We start from the raw sequence: 20,962 nt of genomic DNA, 5'->3' as shown, positions 1-20,962 counted from the left end.
ACGGTTCAGCGGCACTCCCCGCCCGCACCGGCCTCCCCGTGGAGTACCTGCTCGAAGGCGGTGTACGCCTCCTGGCCGAACAGGACGAACCGCACGTCCTCCACCCGGGTGGTGGGGGACGTGCGGACGGTGGTGATCGCGATCCGAGCGGCGTCGCCGATCGGCCAGCCGAAGATCCCCGCCGACACGGCGGGGAAGGCGACGCTGGCGGCGCCGAGCTCGTCGGCGACCCGCAGCGACTCCCGGAAGCACGAGGCCAGCAGCTCCGAGCGGTCCTCGGCGGTGGAGTGGACGGGACCGACCGTGTGGATGACCCAGCGGGCCGGCAGCTCCCCCGCCGTGGTCGCCACCGCCTGGCCGGTCGGCAGCCCGCGCCCGTAACGGGAGGCCCGCAGCTCGCGGCAGGCCGCCAGGATCGCCGGGCCGCCGCGCCGGTGGATCGCCCCGTCGACCCCGCCGCCGCCGAGGAGCGAGGAGTTGGCGGCGTTGACGACCGCGTCCACCTCCTGCAGGGTGATGTCCCCCTGAACCAGGCTGATTCTCATGCGCTTGCGACCTTTCACGACAGGTGGCCCCTTCGCATCGAGTCTGGCCCCTGGCCGACCGCGGCACGGACACCGGGCGGCGACCCGTCGCGTCACATGGCGTGGATGGAGGATCGGGGACGACATCTCCGGTCTCCACCAGGGGGATGGCGGGCCGCACGGCGGCCGGGGCCGTCACATGGCCGGGGCCGTCACATGGCCGGCGGGCGGGGCGTCCGCGCGCCGGCCAGCAGCAACGAGCCGACGGCGGCGAGGATCCCGAGGGCGATGACCGGCACGAGGGCCCGGTAGCCGACCCCGGCCACCAGGCCGAACAGCGGGGGGCCGAGCAGCGATCCGAGGCTGCCCGCCTGGGCGACCAGGCCGTTGCCGACGTCGGCGTGGTCGAGGCGCTCCAGCACCAGGGGGAGCGCGGCGAAGACGAGGGCCCCCAGGAACCCGTTCCCCATGGAGATGACCCCCGCCCCGGCCAGCACGACGGCCGCCGAACCGTCGCCGCCGTACACCAACCAGGCGGCCGGCACGACGAGGAGCCCGAACAGCGCCAGGACGCCGACCGGCGTGCCCCGGCGCAGCAGCACTCCCACGGCCAGGCCCCCGAGTACACCGAGCAGCGAGATCACCGAGGTCATCGCGCCCGCGGCGACGGCCGAACGCCCGTGTTGCTCGATGAGGAGGGTGGGCAGGAGCACGACCACCGGAATGGTCACCAACGCGGCCAGGCAGAAGGACGCGGCGAGCGCCGCCGGGCGTGTCAGCTCCCTCAGCCGGGGGACGGGCCCGGCCACCGCCTGCCGCTCCGCTGCGCGCGGCAGGCTCATCCGGGCGGCCAGCGCCGTCACGAGCGTCAGTCCGGCGATCAGCCCGATCCAGCCGCGCCAGCCCAGAGCGGAGCCGATCGCACCCCCGGCCAGTGTGCTGGCCCCGAGACCCACCGGGACGAACGTGGCCCAGATCGACAAGGCCGTCCCGCGGTCCCGTTCGCGGGCGAGACGGAGGATCAGCGCCGGGCAGGCGATGGTGACCAGGACGTATCCGACGCCTTCGACGAACCGTGCGGCCAGCAGCCAGGTGAAGTCACCCGTCGCCACGCTGGCCGCGCTCGCCGCCGCGATCAGGACCAGGCCGGTGACCAGTGACCTCTCCGCGCCGAAGCGGCGGACCAGGTATCCGGCGGGCAGGCCGGCGGCGGCTCCCACGCCCACGACCGCCGAGATCACCCAGCCCAGCTGTGACAGCGAGAGCCCGAGCTGGGCCGCCACCGCCGGGCCGACCGAGGCGAACTTGCCGAGGCTCATCGCCGCGACGACCCCGCCGAGGTAGACGACGGCGATCGCCCCCCATGGCGAGCGGTGTCCGGCCTCCCCGCTCGGCTGCGATCTGTCCAGCGTTCGCCGGGAGGTCATGGGCTCTCCTTCGCACGGTGTTCACGGTGGACGGCCAGGCGGGTGGCCGGATGCGCGTTTCCGGTCGCGGGGCGGCCGGCTCCCCGGGCGACCGGGGGCTTGCTCGTCCGTTCACTTAATCAGGCGGCGGCGCGCGGTGCCAGGATCTTCCGCGGATTGAATCGATCATCGTCGTACCGGGTTCCGGAGACCCGCTCGCACCGCCGCCGCCCAGGCTCCGGAAGCCCCGCGCGGTCGGCCCGGTTCCGGTGACCTCACGCGGTCGGCCCGGTTCCGGCGGCCCCGCGCGGCCGGCCCGGCTCCGGCTGTCTCATGCGGCCGGCCGGCTCCGGCGGCCTCGTGCCTCAGCCCGGTTCTCCTTCCGGCGCCGGCAGGTGTGCCCGGATGGCCGTGAGCCGCTCGCCGGCGAAGGAGAAGCGCACGATCGCGGGCCGGCGGTGCCGGTGCGCGCGGCGGCCGTCCTGGACGTGGATCCACAGCCACGCCGCGTCCAGGTCCAGGGCGACGGGACCGGAACCGGGTACGGGGTCCGGTGCGGGCCGGGGAGGGGCCGCGTACCGGCGCAGCCGGGTCAGCAGGCCCGAGGGCAGTCCGATGACGTCGACGTCGAGCACCCGGGAACGGTCGTCCAGGTCCACGACCAGCAGGGCGTGGACCACCGCGTGGACGGGTTCGTCAGGAGAGGAGCGGCCCAGGCGCAGTTCGAGCGTGCCCGAGGAAACCCGCCAGCCGGTCCCCGCCGGGGAGACGAGCCGGTCGTCCGCGGAACGGATCAGCATCATGCCGGGGAGGGGTTCGAGGCGAGGATGCCGATGCCCGACTCGGTGACGTCGAGGGCTCCCGCCGACAGCAGGACGTCGACCGTCTGCGGGAGGTCCCTTCTCGGCAGCACTCCCTGAAGGACGACGATGTTCTCGTCCGTCAGGCCCGTCCCGGCCCGCCACGACTGTCCGGGCATGGCGCGGGCCACCTCGGTCAGGTGCTCGGCCGAGGTGCGGACCGTCAGCAGGACGTGGGCGGGGCCGACCCAGGCGGCCTGCAGCAGCCGGGCGACGTTCCGGATCACTCCGCGCTTGCCCTTGTCGGCGTAGGCGGCCGGGTTGGCGACCAGTTGCGCGCCGCAGGTCCGGATCGTCTCGATGATCCGCAGGTTGTTCTGCCGGAGCGAGTGCCCCGTCTCCACGACGTCCACCAGCGCGTCGGCCAACTCCGGGATCTTGGCCTCGGTCGCGCCGTAGGAGACGATCACCTCGGCCCGCCGTCCGGCGGTCTGGAAGAACCGGCGGCCGATGTTCGGATACTCGGTGGCCACACGGACACCGTCGTCGAGGTCGCCCACCCCGGTGGCGAGGTGGTCGGCCGGCACCGCCAGCACCAGCCGCCACGGCTTCTCGGTGTTCCTGGAGTAGTCGAAGGACTCCACCACCTCGACCTTGGCCCCGGTCTCCTCCACCCAGTCGGCGCCGGTCAGCCCCAGGTCGAACGATCCGCTCTCGACCACCAGCGGGATCTCCCGCGGCTTGTAGAACGCCACCCGCGTCATCCCGGCGTAGTCGATCGTGCCCCGGTAGGAGCGCTCCGAGGAGCGTCGTACGTCGAGTCCCGCGGCCGCGAAGAGTTGCAGGGCCCGCCGCTCCAGCGATCCCTTCGGCAGTGCGAGGGAGATCATGATTCCTCCTTGCAGGCGTGGACGAGCAGGTCTCCCCGGTGACCGGCTACACGTGCAGCAACCGGTCGATGCCGGTGACGGGTGGCTCGGCCAGGTCGGCGGGACGTACCTCGATCTCCCCCACGACGAGGTCCCCCGGCAGGGAGTCGACGATGGTGCCCACGCAGCGGGCGATCGACCGGGTGCTCATCTTGTGCGGTGACTCGTCGCCGTCCAGGTTGGCGATGGCGCCCGGTGAGACGAGGCAGGCGCGGACTCCGTTGCGCCGTTCCTCCAGCAGCAGCGTCTCGACCAGCGCCTTCAGCCCGGCCTTGGTGGCGCTGTAGGCGGCGCCGCCCTCGAAGTAGCGGGTTCCGGCGTGGCTGCCCATCGCGACGAAGATGCCGCGGCGCTCCCGCAGCGCCGGCAGGACGGCCTTGACGAGGTGGAAGCCGGCGCTGAGGTTGATCGAGAGCAACCGCTCCCAGTCCGCCTCGCTCAGTTCCGCTATCGGGTCGAGGACCCGGTCGACCGCGTTGGACACGCAGACGTCGAGATGCCCCGCCTCGTCGAGCACCCGGGCGACCGCCGTTCTGATCTGCGCCGGGTCGGCCAGGTCGCACCGGCGTTCGCCGAGCCAGTCGTCCCCCGCCAGGGAGCGGTTCAGGGAGAAGATGCGGTAGCCGCGGTCGCGCAGGTCCTCGGCGATGGCCCTGCCGCTGCCGCGGTTGGTGCCGGTGATCAGGGCGACCCGGTCGTCACTGCCGTCACTGGATGACATCGAGGATGCGGCTCCACTGGTTGACGATCTCATCGCCCGCGACGCCGTCCCGGAACAGGTCTTTGTCCAGGGGGGATCCGTCCTGGTGCCGTAACCGCATGCAGTCTTGGGAGATCTCGGAGATGACGGTCAGCTCGCCGTCGTCGGCCTGCCCGAAGATCAGGCAGAAATCCCACACCTCCACCGGGCTCAACCACTCCCGCAGCACGTCGTTCACGGCGAGAGCGCGTTCGCGCATGGCCTCCACGGGCAGCCCGAGAGCCCTGAGGTAGTCCTCGCCGATCGGCTGGTCCTCCGGATCGCACCGGTAGTCGAATTTCACGACCGGGCGCGGCAGGAGAGCGCCGTCCTCGAACAGGCCGGGATATTTCCGCGTGGTCGATCCGGTGGCCCTGTTCTTCACGATGACTTCGAACGGCGGAGCGGGGCGGTAGTCGGCGAGATAGAAATCCGCGGAGATCCGTTCCCTGAATGCGCAGGGCACACCCGCGGCGGCGAGCCGGGCGGCGGCTTTCTCGTAGAAATCGAGGCGCAGGGGCCCGGTGCGCTCGACGAGCTCGTCGCGTTCGTAGGTGAAACTGCGCAGGCTCGGGATTATCTGCACCAGGCACTGCCCGCCGGGGAGAAGCCACAGACGCTTACTACGACCGACGATGTCCGGATCTGCGGTTTTGGCCCTATCTAGAACCGAAATTCCCTGCCCAGCGGGGTAATCCACATCGCCTCCATAATTGGCGCTCACGCCTCATATCGGCCATCCCCCCGCCAAAGGCCTCACACACCTTCATACGCCACTAACCGACCTGTCAAGATGTTGATGACCGTATGGATGACAGTTGACGATCCCATAACCTCAATGTAGCGTCTGTGAACTTAAGTGGCGGACCACGCAATAGCAGGTCAGCGAGGAGGACACCCTTGTCACACTCGGAGCGGATAGCCCACTCTAAGATCACCAAAAAGTTCAAATCCGCAGGACGTCAGCTTCTATTCTCGCGCGGCAGCAAAGGCGAGGTTTCGGACACGAACGGTGTCACGTACCTCGACTTCGTCATGGGATATGGGCCGGTGATAATCGGCCACTCCGACGACCTATTCAACGAGACACTGTGCGGCTACCTGTCCAACGGCGTGATGATGCCGGGCTACACGGCTTTCCACCAGGAGTACCTGGAACGGCTGCTCGGCGACCGGCCCGGAGAGCGCGGCGCCTTCTTCAAGACCGCCTCCGAGGCCGTCACCGCGGCATTCCGGCTGGCCGCAATGCGCACCGGACGGCTGGGGGTCGTGCGCAGCGGCTACATCGGCTGGCACGACGCGCAGATCGCCAACTCCCTGAAGTGGCACGAGCCGCTGCACTCCCCGCTGCGCGAGAAGCTCCGCTACACCGACGCGATGCGCGGGATCGGCGAGTCCGAGCCGGTGGCCAACTGGGTCGACCTGCGCCTGGAGTCCCTCGCCGAACTGCTGGAGCGGCACCGCGGGCGGCTGGGCTGCTTCGTCTTCGACGCCTACCTCGCCTCGTTCACCACGCCGGAGGTGCTGCGGCAGGCCGTCGCCATGTGCCGCGACGCCGGCCTGCTCACCGTCTTCGACGAGACCAAGACCGGAGGGCGGATCTCACCGCTCGGCTACGACCACGACAACGGCCTCGGCTCCGACCTCGTGGTGATCGGCAAGGCGCTGGCCAACGGGGCGCCGCTGAGCCTCCTGGTGGGTGAGGCGGAGCTGCTCGCCCACGCGGAGCGGGCCCGGCTCAGCGGCACGTTCTCCAAGGAGATGATCGCCGTGTACGCCGCCCTGGCGACCCGGGACATCCTGGAGAAGCCCGCCGGGGACGCGCCGGACGGCTGGACCGAGATCGGCAGGATCGGCACCGAGGTGGCGGCCGTCTTCTCCGCGGCCGCCGAGGACGCCGGGGTCTCCTCCCTGGTCGGCGCCCGGCCGGTGCTCGGCGGCGGAATGTTCGAGCTGGTGTACCACGACGAGGGCCTCCTCGGCGACAAGGAGCGGCGTGAGGCGCTGCTCGCCGCCTTCGCCGCCGCCGGCATCCTCCTGCTCGAAGGACACCCCTCCTTCGTGTGCCTCGCGCACCGCGAGATCGACTGGAGCGCGTTCCGCGACCGGGCCCGCCTGGCCTTCGAACAGTGGACCGCCTCGACGGGAGCAGACCGTGACTGACCTCGTACGGCTCGCCCTGGTCGGCTGCGGCCGCCAGATGCGGCAGAACCTCTTCCCCTTCTTACAGCGCATCCGCGGCCACCAGGTCGTCGCCTGCGTCGACCCGGACCTGTCGCTGGCCCGGGAGATCCAGGCGCTGACGGCCGACGCGGTCTGCGCCGACTCCATCGACGCCCTCGACCTCGGGACGGTGGACGCGGCGGTGCTCGCCGTCCCGCCCGAGCCGTCCTACGAGCTCACCCGGCGCCTGGTGGAACGCGGCATCGACTGCTTCGTGGAGAAGCCCGCCGGGCCGTCCACCGCCGCGCTGGAGGACCTGAACCGGGTGGTGCACGACAGCGGCCGCCACGTCCAGGTCGGATTCAACTTCCGCTACGCGGAGACCCTCCAGCGCCTGCACGAGCTGACCCGGGCCGTCCGCGCCACCCCCTGCTCGGTGACCATCGACTTCTACAGCCGTCACCCCTCGGCCCCCCAGTGGGGCGTGGACACGACCCTGGAGGCGTGGATCCGCCACAACAGCGTGCACGCGCTCGACCTGGCCCGCTGGTTCACGCCCTCCCCGGTCGCCCAGGTCGACGCGCACGTCATCCCCGGCGAGCCCGACCGCTTCCAGGTGAACCTGTTCCTGCGCCACCGCGACGGCTCGCTCTCCACGCTGCGGATGGGCAACCACGTCAAGCGCTTCCTGGTGGGCGTGAGCGTGCAGGGCACCGACGGCAGCCGCTACACCGCCCCCTCGCTCGAACGGGTGACCCTCGACCTGTCCGCCGGCGTGCCGCTCGGTCAGGAACTGCACAGCACGCGCAACCTCGACGACGGCTGGGCACGCAGCGGGTTCGGGCCCGAGCTGACCGCCTTCGTGGAATCCTGCCGCAGGGCACCGGCCGCCCGGCTCACCGGCGACCCCTCCCCCGCGCCGGAGGTGCCGTCCGTCGCCGACGCCCTCGCGGCGTCGGCGCTCTGCGACCGGACGATGGCCCAGCTGTCCGCCACCGGCGGGAACGGCTTCGCGGCCCTGGCGCACCCGATGCCGGCCTCCGCGCAGGCCGGCTAGGTGACACGGGAGACACCGGTGCGATCGGGGAGACTCAAGGCCGGGGGGACACGACCGGAGCCGGACCCCGCCGCGGGCCCGCCGGTCGCGTCCCCCGATGTGCGGGCGTGGATATTCCGGCATCTGCGCCGGCACCGGCCGCTGCTGCTGCTGTTCACCGTCACGGCGGTCGCGGCGAACCTCTGCTCCACCCTCGTCCCCCTCCAGGTCGGCACGGCGTTCGCCGAGGCCACCGGCTCCAGTCCCGACCTCGCGGCGGTCGCGGGGGCGGCGGTCGCGGTGGGCCTGCTGGCGGCCGGCCGGTTCGCCGCCGACCTGCTGTCCAGCGGCTCGATGGAGATCGTCGCCCAGCGGGTCAAACGGGACGCGCGCGACGACCTGTACCGCAGCCTGCTGGCCAAGCGCCTGTCCTTCCACGACCAGCAGCGCATCGGGGACATCCTGGCACGCGCCATCAACGACGCCAGGCTCGTCGACTACATGCTCAGCCCGGGGGTCGCCACCGCGTTCAACGGCGTCCTGGCCCTGCTCGTCCCCATCCTGTTCATCGCCTCCCTGCACACCCAGCTGCTGCTGGCCCCCGGCGTGATGGTCGTCGTGTTCGCGTTCGCGCTCCGCCACCACCTGCGGCGGCTGCACCCGCTGACGATGCGTGCCCGGGAGAGGTTCGCGGACCTCAACGAGCGCTTCTCCACGACCCTCGCCGGCATCTCCACCGTGAAGGCCGCCACCCAGGAGGAGCACGAGCGGCGCGCCTTCACCGCCGCCGCCGCGGCCTACCGGGACGCCTACGTCAGACGCGGGCAGGCACAGGCCGTCTACCTGCCCGCGCTGAGCTTCGCGCTCGCGATGGCGGTCGGCGCCGTCCACTCCCTCCACCTGTACGACCGGGGCGACCTCACCCTCGCCCAGGTGGTGACCTACCTCGGCTGGCTGCTGCTGTTCGCGCAACCGGTCACCATGTCCGAGCAGGCCGTCCCGGTCATCCAGGAGGGTTTCGTCGCCGCGGCCCGGATGCAGCAGATCACCGGGGGCGACCCGGGCGAGCGGGAGGACACCCGGGGCACGTCGGCGCCCGTCGAAGGCGCGATCACCTTCGACCGGGTCTCCTTCCGCTACGACGGCAAGGAGGTCCTGCGGGACGTCTCCTTCCACGTGCCCGCCGGCCGGACCCTCGCCGTCGTCGGCCCCACGGGCAGCGGGAAGAGCACGCTCACCAAGCTCGTCAACCGCATGTACGACGCCACCGGAGGGCGGGTGCTGATCGACGGCCGGGACGTACGCGACTGGGAGCCGGGTGCGCTGCGCCGCCAGATCGGCCACGTGGACCAGGAGACCTTCCTGTTCTCCAAGAGCGTGCTGGACAACATCGCGTTCGGCGCGCCGGACGGGGCCGGGTACGAGGACGTGCTGCGCGCCGCCAAGCAGGCGTGCGCGGACGACTTCGTGCAGGCGATGGAACACGGCTACGACACGGTCCTCAACGAGGGGGGGACGACGCTGTCCGGCGGCCAGCGGCAGCGCCTGGCCATCGCCAGGGCCCTGCTCACCGACCCCCGCATCCTCACGCTGGACGACGCGACGAGCGCGGTCGACGCCCAGACCGAGACGGCCATCGCCGAGGCGATCGACCGGGTGACCGCCGGCCGCACCACGGTGCTGATCTCGCACCGCCCCGGCCGGATCCGGCGCGCCGACATGATCCTGCTGCTGGACGCGGGCCGCGTCGTCGACCTGGGGACGCACGAGGAACTGATCGGACGCTGCGCCTTGTACAGGGAGATCTACAGTGAATGACATCCCGCGGGACACCGCGGCGGATCGGCGGCCGCGGTGAGCGAACTGTTCGCGGGCCTGCACGCCGACGAGTACGACCGCACCTACGGCAACCGCCGGCTGGTGGCCAGGATCCTCCGCTACCTGCGGGAACGACGCGGCGCCATGCTCGGCTCCGCCGCGCTCGTCGTGGGAGCCGCGCTGCTGACCGCCGCGGTGCCGGTCGTCATCTCCCGGGTGATCGACCAGGTGGGGGGCGGAACCGGGCTGGGCCTGCGGCTCAGCCTCTTCGTCGTCGTGGCCGCGGTGCTCGCCTGGGTGATGAACTGGGTGCGCCAGGCCGTCACCGCGCGACTGGTGGGCGACGTGGTGTACCGGTTGCAGTGCGACGCCGCCGACGCGGCCCTCGCCAAGGACGTCGCCTTCTACGACGGGAACTCGGCCGGTCAGGTGATGAGCCGGGTCACCGGCGACACCGAGGGGTTCAGCTCGGTGATGACCCTCACCCTCAACCTGCTCAGCCAGGTCTTCCTGGTGCTGCTGCTCGGCGGGGTGGTGTTCTGGATCGACGTCGACCTCGGCCTGATCATCCTGGCGACGCTGCCGATCCTGCTCGGCGTGGCCCTGGCGTTCCGCAGGGTCGCCAGGACGGCGGCGGCGGGCACCCGGCGGGTGATGGCCAGGGTCAACGCCAACGTGCACGAGTCGATGCTGGGCATCTCGGTCGCCAAGAGCTTCGGCCGGGAGAAGGCCGTGTACCGCGACTTCGACGAGGTCAACCGGTTGTCGTACGCCGTCTACATCAGGCAGGGCCTGATCTACGCGGTGATCCTCCCGGTGCTGACGATGCTGGCCGGCCTGGCCACCGCGGTCGTGCTGTACCAGGGCGGGCGTTTCGCGGTGCTCGGCAGGCTCTCCCCCGGCGAGTGGTACTTCGCCATCCAGGCGTTCGGGATGCTGTGGCAGCCGGTCACCCAGGCGGCGTCGTTCTGGAGCCTCTTCCAGCAGGGGCTCGCCGCCAGTGAGCGGGTGTTCGCGCTGATCGACAGCGAGCACGCCATCGTCCAGCACGGCGACGAGCCCGTGACCCGGCTGGACGGCGAGATCGAGGCGCGCGGCCTGGTCTTCCGCTACGGCACCGGGGCCACCGTGTTCGACGGCCTCGATCTGCGGATCGCCGCACGGGAGACGGTGGCGATCGTCGGGCACACCGGGGGCGGCAAGTCCACGCTGGCCAAGCTGATCGCCCGTGCCTACGAGTTCCAGGGGGGTGAGCTGCTGATCGACGGCCGCGACATTCGTTCGCTCGACCTGCGGGGGTACCGCCGACGCGTCGGGGTCGTCCCGCAGCACCCGTTCCTCTTCGCGGGCACGCTCGCGGAGAACATCGCCTACGGCAGGCCCGGCGCGGGGCACGCGGACGTCGAGCGCGCCATCGAGAGGATCGGGCACCGGGTCTGGTCCCGGAGCATGCCGCTGTCCCTGCACGACCGCCTGACCTCCGGCGGTCAGGGGGTGTCGGTCGGGCAGCGGCAGCTCATCGCCCTCGCCCGGATGTTCCTCCAGGAACCGGACATCGTCCTGCTGGACGAGCCGACGGCCAGCGTCGACCCGCTGACCGAGCGGGGCATCCAGGACGCGCTGTTCCGGCTGTTCGAGGGCCGTACCGTGCTGGTGATCGCCCACCGGCTGTCGACGATCCGGCGGGCCGACCGCGTCCTGGTGCTCCGCGAGGGTGTGATCGCCGAGGACGGTGGCTTCGACGAGTTGCTGCGCCGCGGCGGCGCGTTCGCCGCCCTGTACGCGACCTACTACGCCCACCAGCGGTCGGCATGAGCGGCGGGCCGGTGAGCGCGGGCAGCGGGGGCAGTGGGGACACCGGGGGCACCGGGGGCATCGGGGATGCCGTCGGCTGCGCTCCGCATCCACGGGAGTTCGCGCGGATACAGCGGGAGGCGTCGGCGGCGGGGGCCCGGTGCGTGGTGGGCGCCGTCCTGGTCAACCCGCTCGGCGAGGTGTTCCTGCAACGGCGGGCACCCCACGTGCGGCTCTTCCCCGGGTGCTGGGACATCGTCGGCGGGCACGTCGAGGAGGGGGAGACCCTGTGCGTGGCGCTCGCCCGGGAGATTGCGGAGGAGACGGGATGGCGCCTGGTCCGGGTGGACGGCGTGGTGGACGTCTTCGACTGGGGCGGCGGTGACGGAGGGGACGGCGCGCGCAGACGCGAGATCGACGTGCTCGCCACGGTCACCGGTGACCTAACCCGGCCCCGGATCGAGCGGGACAAGTTCGTCGAGGCGCGCTGGCTGGACGCCGCCGGGCTCCGCCGCCTGGCGGACTCCTCCACCGGTGACACCGGCATGATCGACCTCGCGCTCCGGGGCCTCGCCATGCGCGCTCCCGGCGGCTCCGCGGCGCCTCCCCCTCGCTGACCGCCTCCCCTTCCCTAACCGCCGCGCTCGCCCGCCGGGCCGACGTCCGCCCGCCGGGCCGGGGATGCCTGACGCCCGCCCGGGGTGGGCACCGGGGTGGGCCCCGGGGTGAGCATGGTGAGCAGGTGCCGGTGGAAGCGGCCGGAGTCGACCGTGCGGGCGCATCTGACGGCACGCCCGCCGGAGCGCCGGACGACGCGTCCCTGGCTCTCCCCCCGGGTGATCACGTCGCAGTGCACCGTCTCGAAGGTGCAGATGCCGGGCTCGGCGAGGTAGGAGGTGGTGAGGCTGTCCCAGCAGCAGTAGGGCAGGCTCGTGGTCTCCAGGGTGCCGAACGTCAGCGCGAGGAGCGATCCGGCGAGGTCGCTGACGGGGTGGCCGTAGTGGCGGCCGAAGGCACGGGCGAGGTCGGGGGTCACCGGCACGCGGTCGGTCACGTCCAGGGGGAACATCGTGATGGGGACGGCCGCGTCGAAGACGCGCCTGACGGCGCCGGGGTCCCAGAAGACGTTCCATTCCGCGGTGCCGTCGTGACCCGGTTGGTTGACGTTGCCGGTGACGTCGAGGGCACCGCCCATGAACACCACCTCCTCGATGCGGGACTCGATCCGCGGGTGGTCGTCGAGGCACCGGGCGAGATTGGTCAGCGGACCGGTGGCGAGCACGGTGACCGGGGCCGGGGCCCGCATCAGCCAGGTGGCGAGCTGTTCGTGCGCCGCAGGCCGGTCCGCGCGGGTGGTGTCGTGGTCCTTCTGGTTGAGCACGGGCAGCGCGTCCACCCGCAGGGCGTCGATCCGCCAGGCGAGGGGGAACGGGTTGCGTCCGGGCAGCACGCCCGCGGCCGTCGGCACGTCCCTGCCCACCAGGTCGAGGATCTTGCGGGTGGCCGACAGGGCCGGTTCCAGGAGGCAGTCGGCCGGGGTGACGGCGACTCCCCGCAGGTCGACGTGGTCGTACCGGGTCAGCAGGAGGAGGGACAGCAGGTCGTCCGGCGCGCCGTCGTGGTCGAACACGACCCGGCGGCGGCGCGGAGCGGCGCCGGTCACGTCCCCGTACGCCGGGGTGGGATCTCGCCGTGTCACCCGGGTCTCCCCCGCTCGGACGGACCGCGCAGCGGGGCGATGCCGAGCTCCGAGGCGGACGGGTAGCTGGGAGCGCAGAAGCGGCGCGTGACCGAGACGGCCGCCACCCGGCAGGCGAGCCGGACTCCCTGCGCCAGGCTCGCGCCGCCGCGGAGGGCGGCCGCCAGGGCACCGGTGAAGGCGTCGCCCGCGCCGGTCGTGTCCACGGCGTCCACCCGGGGTGCGCCGACCAGCGTGGTGCCGTGGTCGTCGGTGATCTCGGCGCCGCGTTCCCCACAGGTGACGATCACGGTGCGTCCCCTGGTTCCGAGGCGCAGCAGTTCCACCGGGGAGAGGCCGGCGGTGCTCCCCCGCCCCGGCCCCGCCCGCCCGGTGCGGGCGCCGGTCGCGCCGGTGGTCAGCGCGGACAGCTCGCCCTCGTTGAGCACCAGTACGTCGGCCCGGCCGAGCAGTTCCTCCCCGGTGTCGCCGAGGAACGGTCCGGGCGGGCTGGGGTTGAGCACGACGCGCGCGCCGGGCGGGGCCGCGGCCGCCGCCGCGGACGAGGTCGCCACGGGGATCTCCCCCTGGAGCACGAGCACCGAACCATCCGGCAGGCCGGCGGCCGTGGCGGCCGCCCGGGAGACGGGGAGCAGGTTCGCGGCCCCCGGCCACGTCATGACGATCTGCCGGCCGTGCCTGTCGACGTAGACGAAACTGCGTCCGGTCGGGACGCCGTCGGCCGTGGCGCAGTCGCCGACCTCGACGCCGTCGGCCCGTAGCGCGGCCAGCGCCGCCGGTCCGTCGGCGTCGTCTCCCAGGCAGCCGACGAAGCGGGTGGGGGCTCCCAGCCGGGCGGAGGCGACCGCCACGTTCGCCGCCTTGCCGCCGTGCGCGGTGGCGTAGTCGCAGGCGTCGACGCTTTCACCGGTCGCCGGCAGGTGGTCGCCGAACATGTAGAGATCCAGGGTGTAGGCGCCGACGGCGAGCACGGTCACGAGTCGAGCCCCAGTGCGCACGGTGCGATGCTGTCGGCGTCCACGGTGACGTGCACATTGGGGTGCCGGTGCGCCAGGGTGACCGGAAGCGTGACGTCGGGTTCGGTGGTGAGCAGGAGGACCCGCACGATGTAGCGTTTCCAGGCACCCCCGTCGGTGATGAGGTGCAGCCTGCGGGCGGAGAGGATCTCCGACATCCCCACGGTGACGGCCATCCGCGGGATGGCCTGGGTGTAGCCGCCGGTCACCCGGTGGGAGTGGGCCACGATCGTGTCCTCCAGCAGGGGGACGATCCGCGTGGTGGAGGCGGCGAACTCCTCGACGCCGTAGTGGTGCCAGCGGGTCGTCGGCGGTTCGTTGAAGGCCAGGTGCCCTCGGTAGCCGAAGCCCGCGAAGCAGGTGTCGGCTCCTCCTTCCCGCCGCAGGCGTTCGGCGTAGGCGTCGGGGTCGAACACGTCGGGGTAGACGACGTTCCCGGGGTCGGGCCTCAGGTCCGGGTCGAGCAGCCGGTAGAGGTTGCGGTCGCAGTAGCCGCGGAAGCTGAAGGGGTGGGACGGGTCCACGGGCCGGCCCTGCCAGTCGAGGAACTCGTCCATGTGGAAGGCGAACGCGTCGGCCCAGCTGATCCGCTCCTGGTTGCAGATGCGCGCGAGGATGGGGTACTGCGCCTTGGGGCCGACGGGGAGGATCCAGCGGGTGGGTTCCCCGCGCAGGTTGTTCTCCCGCAGTTCGTCGGCCATCTCCCGGGCCAGGTGGTGATAGAGCGCGCTGGTGTCCGGGTGCACGGTGAGAGGGTGGCGGGCTATCGCCGCGAGGGCTTCCGCGGGCATGGACAGATGCTCGTCGGTGAGGTCCCCGCAGGTGCGGGGATAGGGGTGGTCGTCGCGCGGTGCGCCGGCGGTGGCCATGTCACTCCTCGTCACGGGGCGTCGGGCAACAGGAATCGGGACAGGACGTTTCGGGTGACGCGCCTGACGTCACCGTCGCGGCAGGCGAGGCTGGCGACCCAGTTGATGGATCCGACCGAGAACACCGCGCCGCCGTTGCCGAGCCGGCGCAGGGTCATGTCGGCGCGGACGGTGTCCCCGCCCGGTGAGGAGTCCTCCGCGGCGGCCAGGTAGTGGTGGCTGTGCGCGCCCGCGGACGTCGCGAGCAGCAGGGTGCCGGGCGGGGTGCCGAGCTCCGGTGCGGCGCGGTCGATCTCGTCTCCGGCGGCGCCGCCGAGCGCGAGCCCGTAGCGGCCCACGGTGTCCGTCTCGACACCGGCGAAGACCCAGGCCGCCTCGTCACGGCGGCTGTCGGGCAGGCGGGTGTAGCCGGGTGCCGGGCCCCAGCCCTGGGCGGCGAAGCCGACGCCGAGGAGCTCCTGCGGCGGGAGGCCCCGGTGGCGCCAGAGTCCGCCGGGCTCGCCGGTGGAGGTGAGGACGTCCTCACCGGGCTCGTTGTCCCACCAGTCACCGGTGCCGCGGCGGCGGACCTCGATGGCGTTCGGGTGGCGGGGATCGACGCCGGTCACCCAGTAGAATCCGTTGCCGCCCAGGTACATCAGCCGCCCGCCGCCGGACACGTACGCGCTGACGGCCTCGCGCTCCGGCGCGCTGACGTACTCGGGGTGGCTGCCGGTCAGGACGACGCGGTAGCCCGCGAGCAGGCCGGCTCCGCCCGCGTGCACGTCCTCGTCCGCGAGGACGTCGAAGGCGAACCCCTCCGAGCGCAGCCAGCGCAGCAGCAGGATGTCGGCGGAGAAGTGCCGCGGCGCCCCGGTCATCCACCAACGGTAGTCGGCGGTGTGGTTCAGTACGGGGCGACGCCCCGAGGAATGGTGGACGGCGCCGCCCTCCAGCCTGCTGTCGTACAGGGACAGGCCGAGCTCCCGGTGCTCGTTGAGGTAGACGTCCGTCGGGGAGAGCGTGATCCGGCGGGTGGTCACCCGCGAGTAGTCCCCGAAGTACTCGGCCTCACTGGACTGGCGGTGGTTGGCGTAGGCCAGGTAGGTGAAGGTGGGCAGGATCACCGCGATCGGGCGGGACGCCGGCCCGCGACGCCGGTCCGGGGGGCGGACGATCAGCGGGACGACGAAGGACTGGCTCCGGGTGCGCAGGCGGATGCCCAGCACGGTGGAGGCCGTCTCGTCGGGGACGGTCAGCGCGCACGTCTCCGGCCAGCGCGCGTCGTCGAGGTCCTCGGGACTCAGCTGGACGGCGGTGCGGGCGGCGGGGCCCCCGGCGTCGCCGCCGGGACCGATCAGCCCCATCAGCGGCCGGTTGACGGCGCGGGCGTGATGGCCGTCGCCGCCGATGTCGGGGACGAGGGGGGCTCCCGGGTCGGCGGAGGCGTCCCACAGGGCCACGACGTCCCCGCCGACGTGCTCGACCAGGTCGCCTCCCGTGGTCAGGTCGAGCAGGGGTGCGCATCCGGTCGCGGTGAGCAGGCTCCTGGTCAGCATGGGCAGGGCGACGCGTCCGGCGTACCGGTCGCCGTGGCCGGGGCCCGCTCCGATCCGCAGCGTCCCGGTCGCGGGCGGCGGCGGCAGGTCCGCACCGTGTGCGCCGGCCCCCGCCACGCCGCCGTCCCGCACCCCGCCGCCGGCGGCGGCGGTCAGGTGGACGGTGGTCGTGGCCGGTGTCGCCTCCCAGGCCGCCACGAGCAGGGACCATGCCCCCGGCCGGGCGGCGGAGGGCACCCGGACGCGTACCCGGCCCGGGAGCGTGCCGACGGTCACCTCGGCTCCCCCCTGCTCGTCCAGGACGAGGAGCAGCCGCCAGCTCCGGGTGCCCAGTTCCGCCACGACCTGGCGCGCGCCGAGGTGGTGGGGACGCACCCATAGGGCGATGCTTCCCGTGGCCGGTATCGGCACCGAGGGTGCCTCCAGGTGGGAACCGGTCTGCACGGGTCGTGGTTCGACGGGGACGGACGAGGCCGGGGTGAGGACGGTTTCCCGGACGAGATCCACGAGGTCGACGGTCGCGGTTCCGGGTGGGCCGCCGGCGTGCAGGGTCACCCGCTGTCCGGGGGAGGCGGACCAGCGGTCGGCGTACGCCATCAGGCGGGCTTCCTGCTCGGCTGTCATGTGCTCAGCTGTCTCCTCGTCGGTAGGGGATGCCGACGTAGGCCGGCATGCGGAGCCGTTGGGCGATCGTGACCAGCACCAGGAGGGTGGTGAGGTAGGGCGTGGCGTAGATGAGCTGGGTGGGGATCGAGTCGGTGGTCTGGAAGACCGCCAGGGCGATCGCGCCCAGCAGTGCCAGGGCCGCGGCCAGCCGGGGGCGCCGGCGCAGGACGACGATCGCCGCCGTCCACAGCAGCACGGCGGCCAGGAGCAGCAGCGTGTGCATGGCGGCCGCCTGACGTAGTTGCAGGGCGTCGGCGTACCCGAACAGCAGGGCTCCGCCGGCCGTTCCGGTCGGCCGCCAGTTGCCGAAGATCATGGCCGCGAGCCCGATGAAGCCCCGGCCACCGGTCTGCCCCTCCCGGTAGACGTTGGAGGAGACGGTGACCAGGTAGGCCCCGGCGAGTCCGGCGAGCCCGCCGGACACCAGCACCCCGCAGTACCTCATCAGGTGGACCCGGACCCCGAGTGAGTCCGCCGCGGCGGGATGCTCGCCGGCGGAGCGCAGGCGCAGCCCGAAGGCGGTGTGCCAGAGCACCAGGACGCTGCCCAGGATCAGCGCGACGGCGAGCAGGGTGAACCAGGAGACCTCGTGGAGCAGTCCCCGCAGGATGCCGCTGACGTCGGAGATGAGGAACCAGCGGCTCTGTTCGAGTTGTCCGAGTATGTCCGGCGTGCCCCAGCCGCCCGCCAGGAGCGGCACGCTGACCGTGCCGATCACGCCCTTGACGGGAGGTGACTGGGTGGCCCCCGCTCCGGGCAGGTCGCTGAAGGCGATGACGGACAGGAAGCGCGCCACTCCCACCGCCAGGATGTTGATGGCGATGCCGCAGACCGCCTGGTCCACCCCGAAGGTCACCGTGACGACGGCGTGGAGCAGGCCCGCGGCGACGCCGCCCAGCACACCGGCCAGCACACCGGCCCAGACGCCGTGCGTGTAGCCGGCCCAGGCCCCGCACACGGTCCCGATGATCATCATGCCTTCGATGCCGAGGTTGGCGACGCCCGCGCGCTCACTCCACAGGCCGCTCAGACCGGCGAGCCCGATGGGGACCGCCAGACGGAGCGCGGTGCTCACGACGCCGGATCCGGTGAGCGCCTCGGTTCCGCCGAAGGTCCTGATCGCCGACATCGCGAGCAGGACGACGACCGCGGCCGGCACCCAGACCCGGGGCCGCCGGGCCCACCGGGACCACCGGCGCCGCGGGAGTCGCGGGAGTCGCGGGAGTCGCGGGATCGTCGCGCTCATGCGGCGGGTCCCGCCGGTTCGGAGGCGGCCGGGGACGTCCCCTCGCGCACGAGCCGGGCGGTGCGCCTGCGCTCCATGCGGCGCACCACCTCGTGGGCGACCACGACGCTGATCACGATGACGCCTTGCATGATCGTGACGATCTCCTTGGGGATGCCCTGGATGTCCAGGATCAGTGCCGAACGCTCCAGGAAGCCGAAGAGCAGGGCGGACAGCGCGATGCCGAGGGGGGTGTTGCGGCCGAGCAGGGCGACGGCGATTCCGGTGAATCCCGCGCCGGAGGGGAAGTCCATGCCGTAGCGGTAGGTGTTCCCCAGCAGGTCCGGCAGCCCGGCCAGCCCGGCCAGCCCACCGGAGACGAGCATGGTGATGAGGATCATGCGGCGCGGGTCGATGCCGTGAGCGCGCGCCGCCGTCGGATTCAGCCCGCTGATCTTCAGGTCGTGGCCGTACAGCGTGCGGGTGAGCACCCAGTGCACGACCACGCCGAAGACGACCGCCCCCAGTGCGGCCCCGCCGAGGTGCACGCCTGCGGGGAGCGGGAGCCCGAAGAGGGCCGGCAGGCCGTCGAGTACGGGCAGGCGTGCCGACGGTGGCAGCTCGGGTGTGGAGCCGGTGACGCTGTCGGCCGCGAACACCTCGGCCAGCAGGTAGGCGATGACGGCGGTGGCGACGTAGTTCAGCAGGAGCGTGGACAGCACCTCGGAGACTCCGCGCCATGTCCGCAGCACGGCGGCGATGCCGGCCCACACGGCGCCGGTGAGCATGGCGACCAGGCACACGACGGTGAGGTGCAGCGGGCCGGGCAGGTCGACGGCCGCGCCGGCCGCCGCGGCGAGCAGCGCCGCGATGCGGTACTGGCCCTCGACCCCGATGTTGAACAGGTTCATCCGGAAGGCGACGGCCACGGCGAGACCGGCGAAGAAGTAGATGGTCGACCGGTTGACCGCGGAGACGAGCGAGTCCGGCCGGAGCCCGAACTCCAGCATGGTCAGGTAGGTCCGCCCCGGCGAGGCGCCCACCGCGGCGAGCAGCGCCGCGGTGACCGTGAGGGCGATCAGCAGTGCGAGCGCCGGGACGGCGAGCGTGCCCGGCACTCCCCGGCCCGGTGCCCGCGCGGGTCTCATCGGACCTCCACCGCCGGGTCGGCGGGCTCCGTCTCGGTTCCCGTCATCAGCCGGCCGAGGCGCTGCGGGGTCAGCTCCCCGGCGGGGACGGCGGCGCTCAGTCTTCCGCGCAGCATGACCTGCACCCGGTCGCTCAGGCCGAGCACCTCGTCGAGGTCGGCGCTGACCAGCAGGACCGCCAGGCCGCCGTCCCTGGCGTCGCGCAGCAGCTCCCAGATGACGGCCTGGGCGCCGACGTCCACGCCGCGGGTGGGGTGGGCGGCCAGCAGCACCGCGGGCCGGCCGCCGAGCTCTCTGCCGACGACCAGCTTCTGCTGGTTGCCTCCCGACAGCGCGGCGGCGGGTACGTCGGGAGACGGCGCCTTGACGCCGAGCCGGGCGATGAGCTCACCGGTGACGTCCCGGGCCGCCTTCCGGTCGACCCGCCACCGGCTGCGGCGTCGCAGTTCCCCGCTGCCGAGCATGATGTTCTCCCACAGTGTCGCGGGCAGCGCCAGCGCCTGGCGGTGGCGGTCCTCCGGGATGCACGCCAGCCCCAACCGCCGGCGGTGACGCGTGTCGAGGCGGGTCGCGTCCCGGCCCGTGATGTGCACCGAGCCCGCCGAGGTCCCGCGGATTCCCATGATCGCTTCGATGAGCTCGGACTGTCCGTTGCCCTCGACTCCCGCGATGCCCAGGATCTCCCCCCGGGCCACCTCCAGGGTCGCCTCCGTGACGGCGTCGGTCCTCAGGCCGCGCAGCCGCAGGGCGACCTGCCCGCCCCCGGTGCGGTCGCGGGTCGCGGGCGCCGGCAGCTCGCCTCCGATGATGAGCCGGGAGACGAGGCGGGAGTCGGCCTCGGAGGTGGCGAAGTCCCCCACCGAGGTGCCGGCGCGGATGACCGTGATGTGGTCGGAGACGGCGAGCACCTCGTCGAGCTTGTGGGAGATGAAGATGACGGCCAGTCCCCGCTCGCGCAGTCCGGCGAGACTTTCGAACAGGGCCCGCACCTCGTCGGGCACCAGCACCGCGGTGGGCTCGTCGAAGATCAGGACGCGGGCGCCCCGGTACAGGACCTTGAGGATCTCGACCCGCTGCCGCTGGCCCACGCCCAGCCGCTCGACGGTGACGTCGGGATCGACGTCGAGACCGTAACGCTCGCTCACCTCCCGCAGGACCCGTCTGCTCGAGCGGCGGTCGAGCAGGCCCCACCGTGACGTCTCCGCTCCGAGGATCACGTTCTCCAGGACGGTCAGGTTCTCGGCGAGCATGAAGTGCTGGTGGACCATCCCGATGCCGGCCGCGATGGCGTCGGCGGGTGAACGCAGCCGGGCCGGTTCGCCGTTCAGCAGGATCTCGCCGCCGTCGGGCTGCTCCTCTCCGTACAGGATCCGCATGAGCGTCGATTTGCCGGCCCCGTTCTCCCCCACCACAGCGTGGATCTGACCCGGGTGGACGACGAGGTTCATGTCGCGGTTGGCGACGACGCCCGGGTAGCGCTTGCTGATGTGGCGGAGCTCGACGAGCGGAGGTCGCCCGGGTTCGGAAGTGGCGTGAGGGGACATCGGGCCTCCAGAATCGCCCCGGTGGCTGTGCCGCCGACGCACGTGGAC

General features: G+C 72.5%; 18 protein-coding genes. 5 read left to right on the top strand and 13 right to left on the bottom strand.

What is annotated here, in order from left to right; genetic code table 11:
* Nucleotides 1–5: 5 nt before the first annotated feature.
* The 6 genes from F4562_RS27610 to F4562_RS35350 form a co-directional block, all read right to left on the bottom strand.
* Nucleotides 6–545 (bottom strand): O-acetyl-ADP-ribose deacetylase, encoded by a 540-nt coding sequence (locus F4562_RS27610; protein WP_184541539.1) that lies wholly within the window; start codon nt 543–545, stop codon nt 6–8.
* 191 nt (nt 546–736) lie between these two features.
* Complete coding sequence (locus F4562_RS27605) at nt 737–1,951, bottom strand: MFS transporter (protein ID WP_184541540.1); 1,215 nt, start codon at nt 1,949–1,951, stop codon at nt 737–739.
* Nucleotides 1,952–2,295: 344 nt separating this feature from the next.
* Nucleotides 2,296–2,733, bottom strand: coding sequence for a hypothetical protein (locus F4562_RS27600; protein WP_184541541.1), 438 nt, complete (start codon nt 2,731–2,733; stop codon nt 2,296–2,298).
* Nucleotides 2,730–3,620, bottom strand: coding sequence for an ATP phosphoribosyltransferase (gene hisG / locus F4562_RS27595; protein ID WP_184541542.1), 891 nt, complete (start codon nt 3,618–3,620; stop codon nt 2,730–2,732). Before hisG ends, F4562_RS27600 begins: the two co-directional genes overlap by 4 nt.
* A 46-nt stretch (nt 3,621–3,666) precedes the next feature.
* Nucleotides 3,667–4,380: an SDR family oxidoreductase gene (locus tag F4562_RS27590; RefSeq protein WP_184541543.1), complete on the bottom strand. Its 714-nt coding sequence runs from the start codon at nt 4,378–4,380 to the stop codon at nt 3,667–3,669.
* Entirely contained in the window at nt 4,367–5,122 is a 756-nt protein-coding gene (locus F4562_RS35350; protein WP_221522791.1) for a phosphoribosylaminoimidazolesuccinocarboxamide synthase, read from the bottom strand. Before F4562_RS35350 ends, F4562_RS27590 begins: the two co-directional genes overlap by 14 nt.
* 125 nt (nt 5,123–5,247) lie before the next feature.
* Between F4562_RS35350 and F4562_RS27580 the strand changes: the two genes are divergently transcribed.
* The 5 genes from F4562_RS27580 to F4562_RS27560 are packed head-to-tail and all read left to right on the top strand — an operon-like array spanning nt 5,248 to nt 11,826.
* Nucleotides 5,248–6,561, top strand: coding sequence for an aminotransferase class III-fold pyridoxal phosphate-dependent enzyme (locus F4562_RS27580; RefSeq protein WP_311733995.1), 1,314 nt, complete (start codon nt 5,248–5,250; stop codon nt 6,559–6,561).
* On the top strand, nt 6,554–7,618 hold the full coding sequence (locus tag F4562_RS27575) for a Gfo/Idh/MocA family protein (RefSeq protein ID WP_184541545.1): 1,065 nt from the start codon (nt 6,554–6,556) through the stop codon (nt 7,616–7,618). Before F4562_RS27580 ends, F4562_RS27575 begins: the two co-directional genes overlap by 8 nt.
* Before the next feature lie 18 nt (nt 7,619–7,636).
* Nucleotides 7,637–9,415 carry an ABC transporter ATP-binding protein gene (locus F4562_RS27570; protein WP_184541546.1) on the top strand — a complete coding sequence of 593 codons (1,779 nt, stop codon included), beginning with the start codon at nt 7,637–7,639 and terminating at the stop codon, nt 9,413–9,415.
* Nucleotides 9,416–9,451: 36 nt separating this feature from the next.
* The gene (locus F4562_RS27565) at nt 9,452–11,230 is read left to right on the top strand and encodes an ABC transporter ATP-binding protein (protein ID WP_221206935.1); all 1,779 of its coding nucleotides are present in this window, start codon (nt 9,452–9,454) and stop codon (nt 11,228–11,230) included.
* Entirely contained in the window at nt 11,227–11,826 is a 600-nt protein-coding gene (locus tag F4562_RS27560) for an NUDIX hydrolase (protein WP_184541547.1), read from the top strand. Before F4562_RS27565 ends, F4562_RS27560 begins: the two co-directional genes overlap by 4 nt.
* A gap of 14 nt (nt 11,827–11,840) precedes the next feature.
* Here the strand turns inward: F4562_RS27560 and F4562_RS27555 are convergent, their stop codons facing one another.
* From F4562_RS27555 to F4562_RS27525, 7 genes are read right to left on the bottom strand one after another with little or no spacing between them, the layout of a single operon-like run.
* Nucleotides 11,841–12,908, bottom strand: a complete 1,068-nt coding sequence (locus tag F4562_RS27555) for a nucleoside hydrolase (RefSeq protein ID WP_184541548.1) — start codon at nt 12,906–12,908, stop codon at nt 11,841–11,843.
* Entirely contained in the window at nt 12,905–13,906 is a 1,002-nt protein-coding gene (locus tag F4562_RS27550; RefSeq protein WP_184541549.1) for a PfkB family carbohydrate kinase, read from the bottom strand. Before F4562_RS27550 ends, F4562_RS27555 begins: the two co-directional genes overlap by 4 nt.
* Entirely contained in the window at nt 13,882–14,793 is a 912-nt protein-coding gene (locus F4562_RS27545) for a 6-phosphogluconolactonase (protein ID WP_184541550.1), read from the bottom strand. Before F4562_RS27545 ends, F4562_RS27550 begins: the two co-directional genes overlap by 25 nt.
* An 11-nt stretch (nt 14,794–14,804) precedes the next feature.
* Nucleotides 14,805–16,955: a N,N-dimethylformamidase beta subunit family domain-containing protein gene (locus tag F4562_RS27540; RefSeq protein WP_184541551.1), complete on the bottom strand. Its 2,151-nt coding sequence runs from the start codon at nt 16,953–16,955 to the stop codon at nt 14,805–14,807.
* 4 nt (nt 16,956–16,959) lie between these two features.
* Nucleotides 16,960–18,243 (bottom strand): ABC transporter permease, encoded by a 1,284-nt coding sequence (locus F4562_RS27535; protein WP_184541552.1) that lies wholly within the window; start codon nt 18,241–18,243, stop codon nt 16,960–16,962.
* Nucleotides 18,240–19,370 (bottom strand): ABC transporter permease, encoded by a 1,131-nt coding sequence (locus F4562_RS27530; protein WP_184541553.1) that lies wholly within the window; start codon nt 19,368–19,370, stop codon nt 18,240–18,242. Before F4562_RS27530 ends, F4562_RS27535 begins: the two co-directional genes overlap by 4 nt.
* A complete protein-coding gene (locus F4562_RS27525) occupies nt 19,367–20,914 on the bottom strand; it encodes an ABC transporter ATP-binding protein (protein WP_184541554.1) in 1,548 nt (515 codons plus the stop codon). The genes F4562_RS27530 and F4562_RS27525 overlap by 4 nt, the downstream gene beginning before the upstream one ends.
* Between the last annotated feature and the right edge of the window lie 48 nt (nt 20,915–20,962).

Origin of the sequence: Streptosporangium becharense (assembly GCF_014204985.1) — a bacterium.
Lineage (GTDB): Bacteria > Actinomycetota > Actinomycetes > Streptosporangiales > Streptosporangiaceae > Streptosporangium > Streptosporangium becharense.
The sequence above is the reverse complement of the archived record's forward strand: the minus strand, read 5'-3'. Positions and strand labels throughout refer to the sequence as shown.

Coding starts and splice junctions, on each gene's coding strand:
- F4562_RS27610 (WP_184541539.1), bottom strand. CDS start 545: ATGAGAATCAGCCTGGTTCAGGGGGACATCACCCTGCAGGAGGTGGAC.
- F4562_RS27605 (WP_184541540.1), bottom strand. CDS start 1,951: ATGACCTCCCGGCGAACGCTGGACAGATCGCAGCCGAGCGGGGAGGCC.
- F4562_RS27600 (WP_184541541.1), bottom strand. CDS start 2,733: ATGATGCTGATCCGTTCCGCGGACGACCGGCTCGTCTCCCCGGCGGGG.
- hisG (WP_184541542.1), bottom strand. CDS start 3,620: ATGATCTCCCTCGCACTGCCGAAGGGATCGCTGGAGCGGCGGGCCCTG.
- F4562_RS27590 (WP_184541543.1), bottom strand. CDS start 4,380: ATGTCATCCAGTGACGGCAGTGACGACCGGGTCGCCCTGATCACCGGC.
- F4562_RS27560 (WP_184541547.1), top strand. CDS start 11,227: ATGAGCGGCGGGCCGGTGAGCGCGGGCAGCGGGGGCAGTGGGGACACC.
- F4562_RS27545 (WP_184541550.1), bottom strand. CDS start 14,793: ATGGCCACCGCCGGCGCACCGCGCGACGACCACCCCTATCCCCGCACC.
- F4562_RS27540 (WP_184541551.1), bottom strand. CDS start 16,955: ATGACAGCCGAGCAGGAAGCCCGCCTGATGGCGTACGCCGACCGCTGG.
- F4562_RS27535 (WP_184541552.1), bottom strand. CDS start 18,243: ATGAGCGCGACGATCCCGCGACTCCCGCGACTCCCGCGACTCCCGCGG.
- F4562_RS27530 (WP_184541553.1), bottom strand. CDS start 19,370: ATGAGACCCGCGCGGGCACCGGGCCGGGGAGTGCCGGGCACGCTCGCC.
- F4562_RS27525 (WP_184541554.1), bottom strand. CDS start 20,914: ATGTCCCCTCACGCCACTTCCGAACCCGGGCGACCTCCGCTCGTCGAG.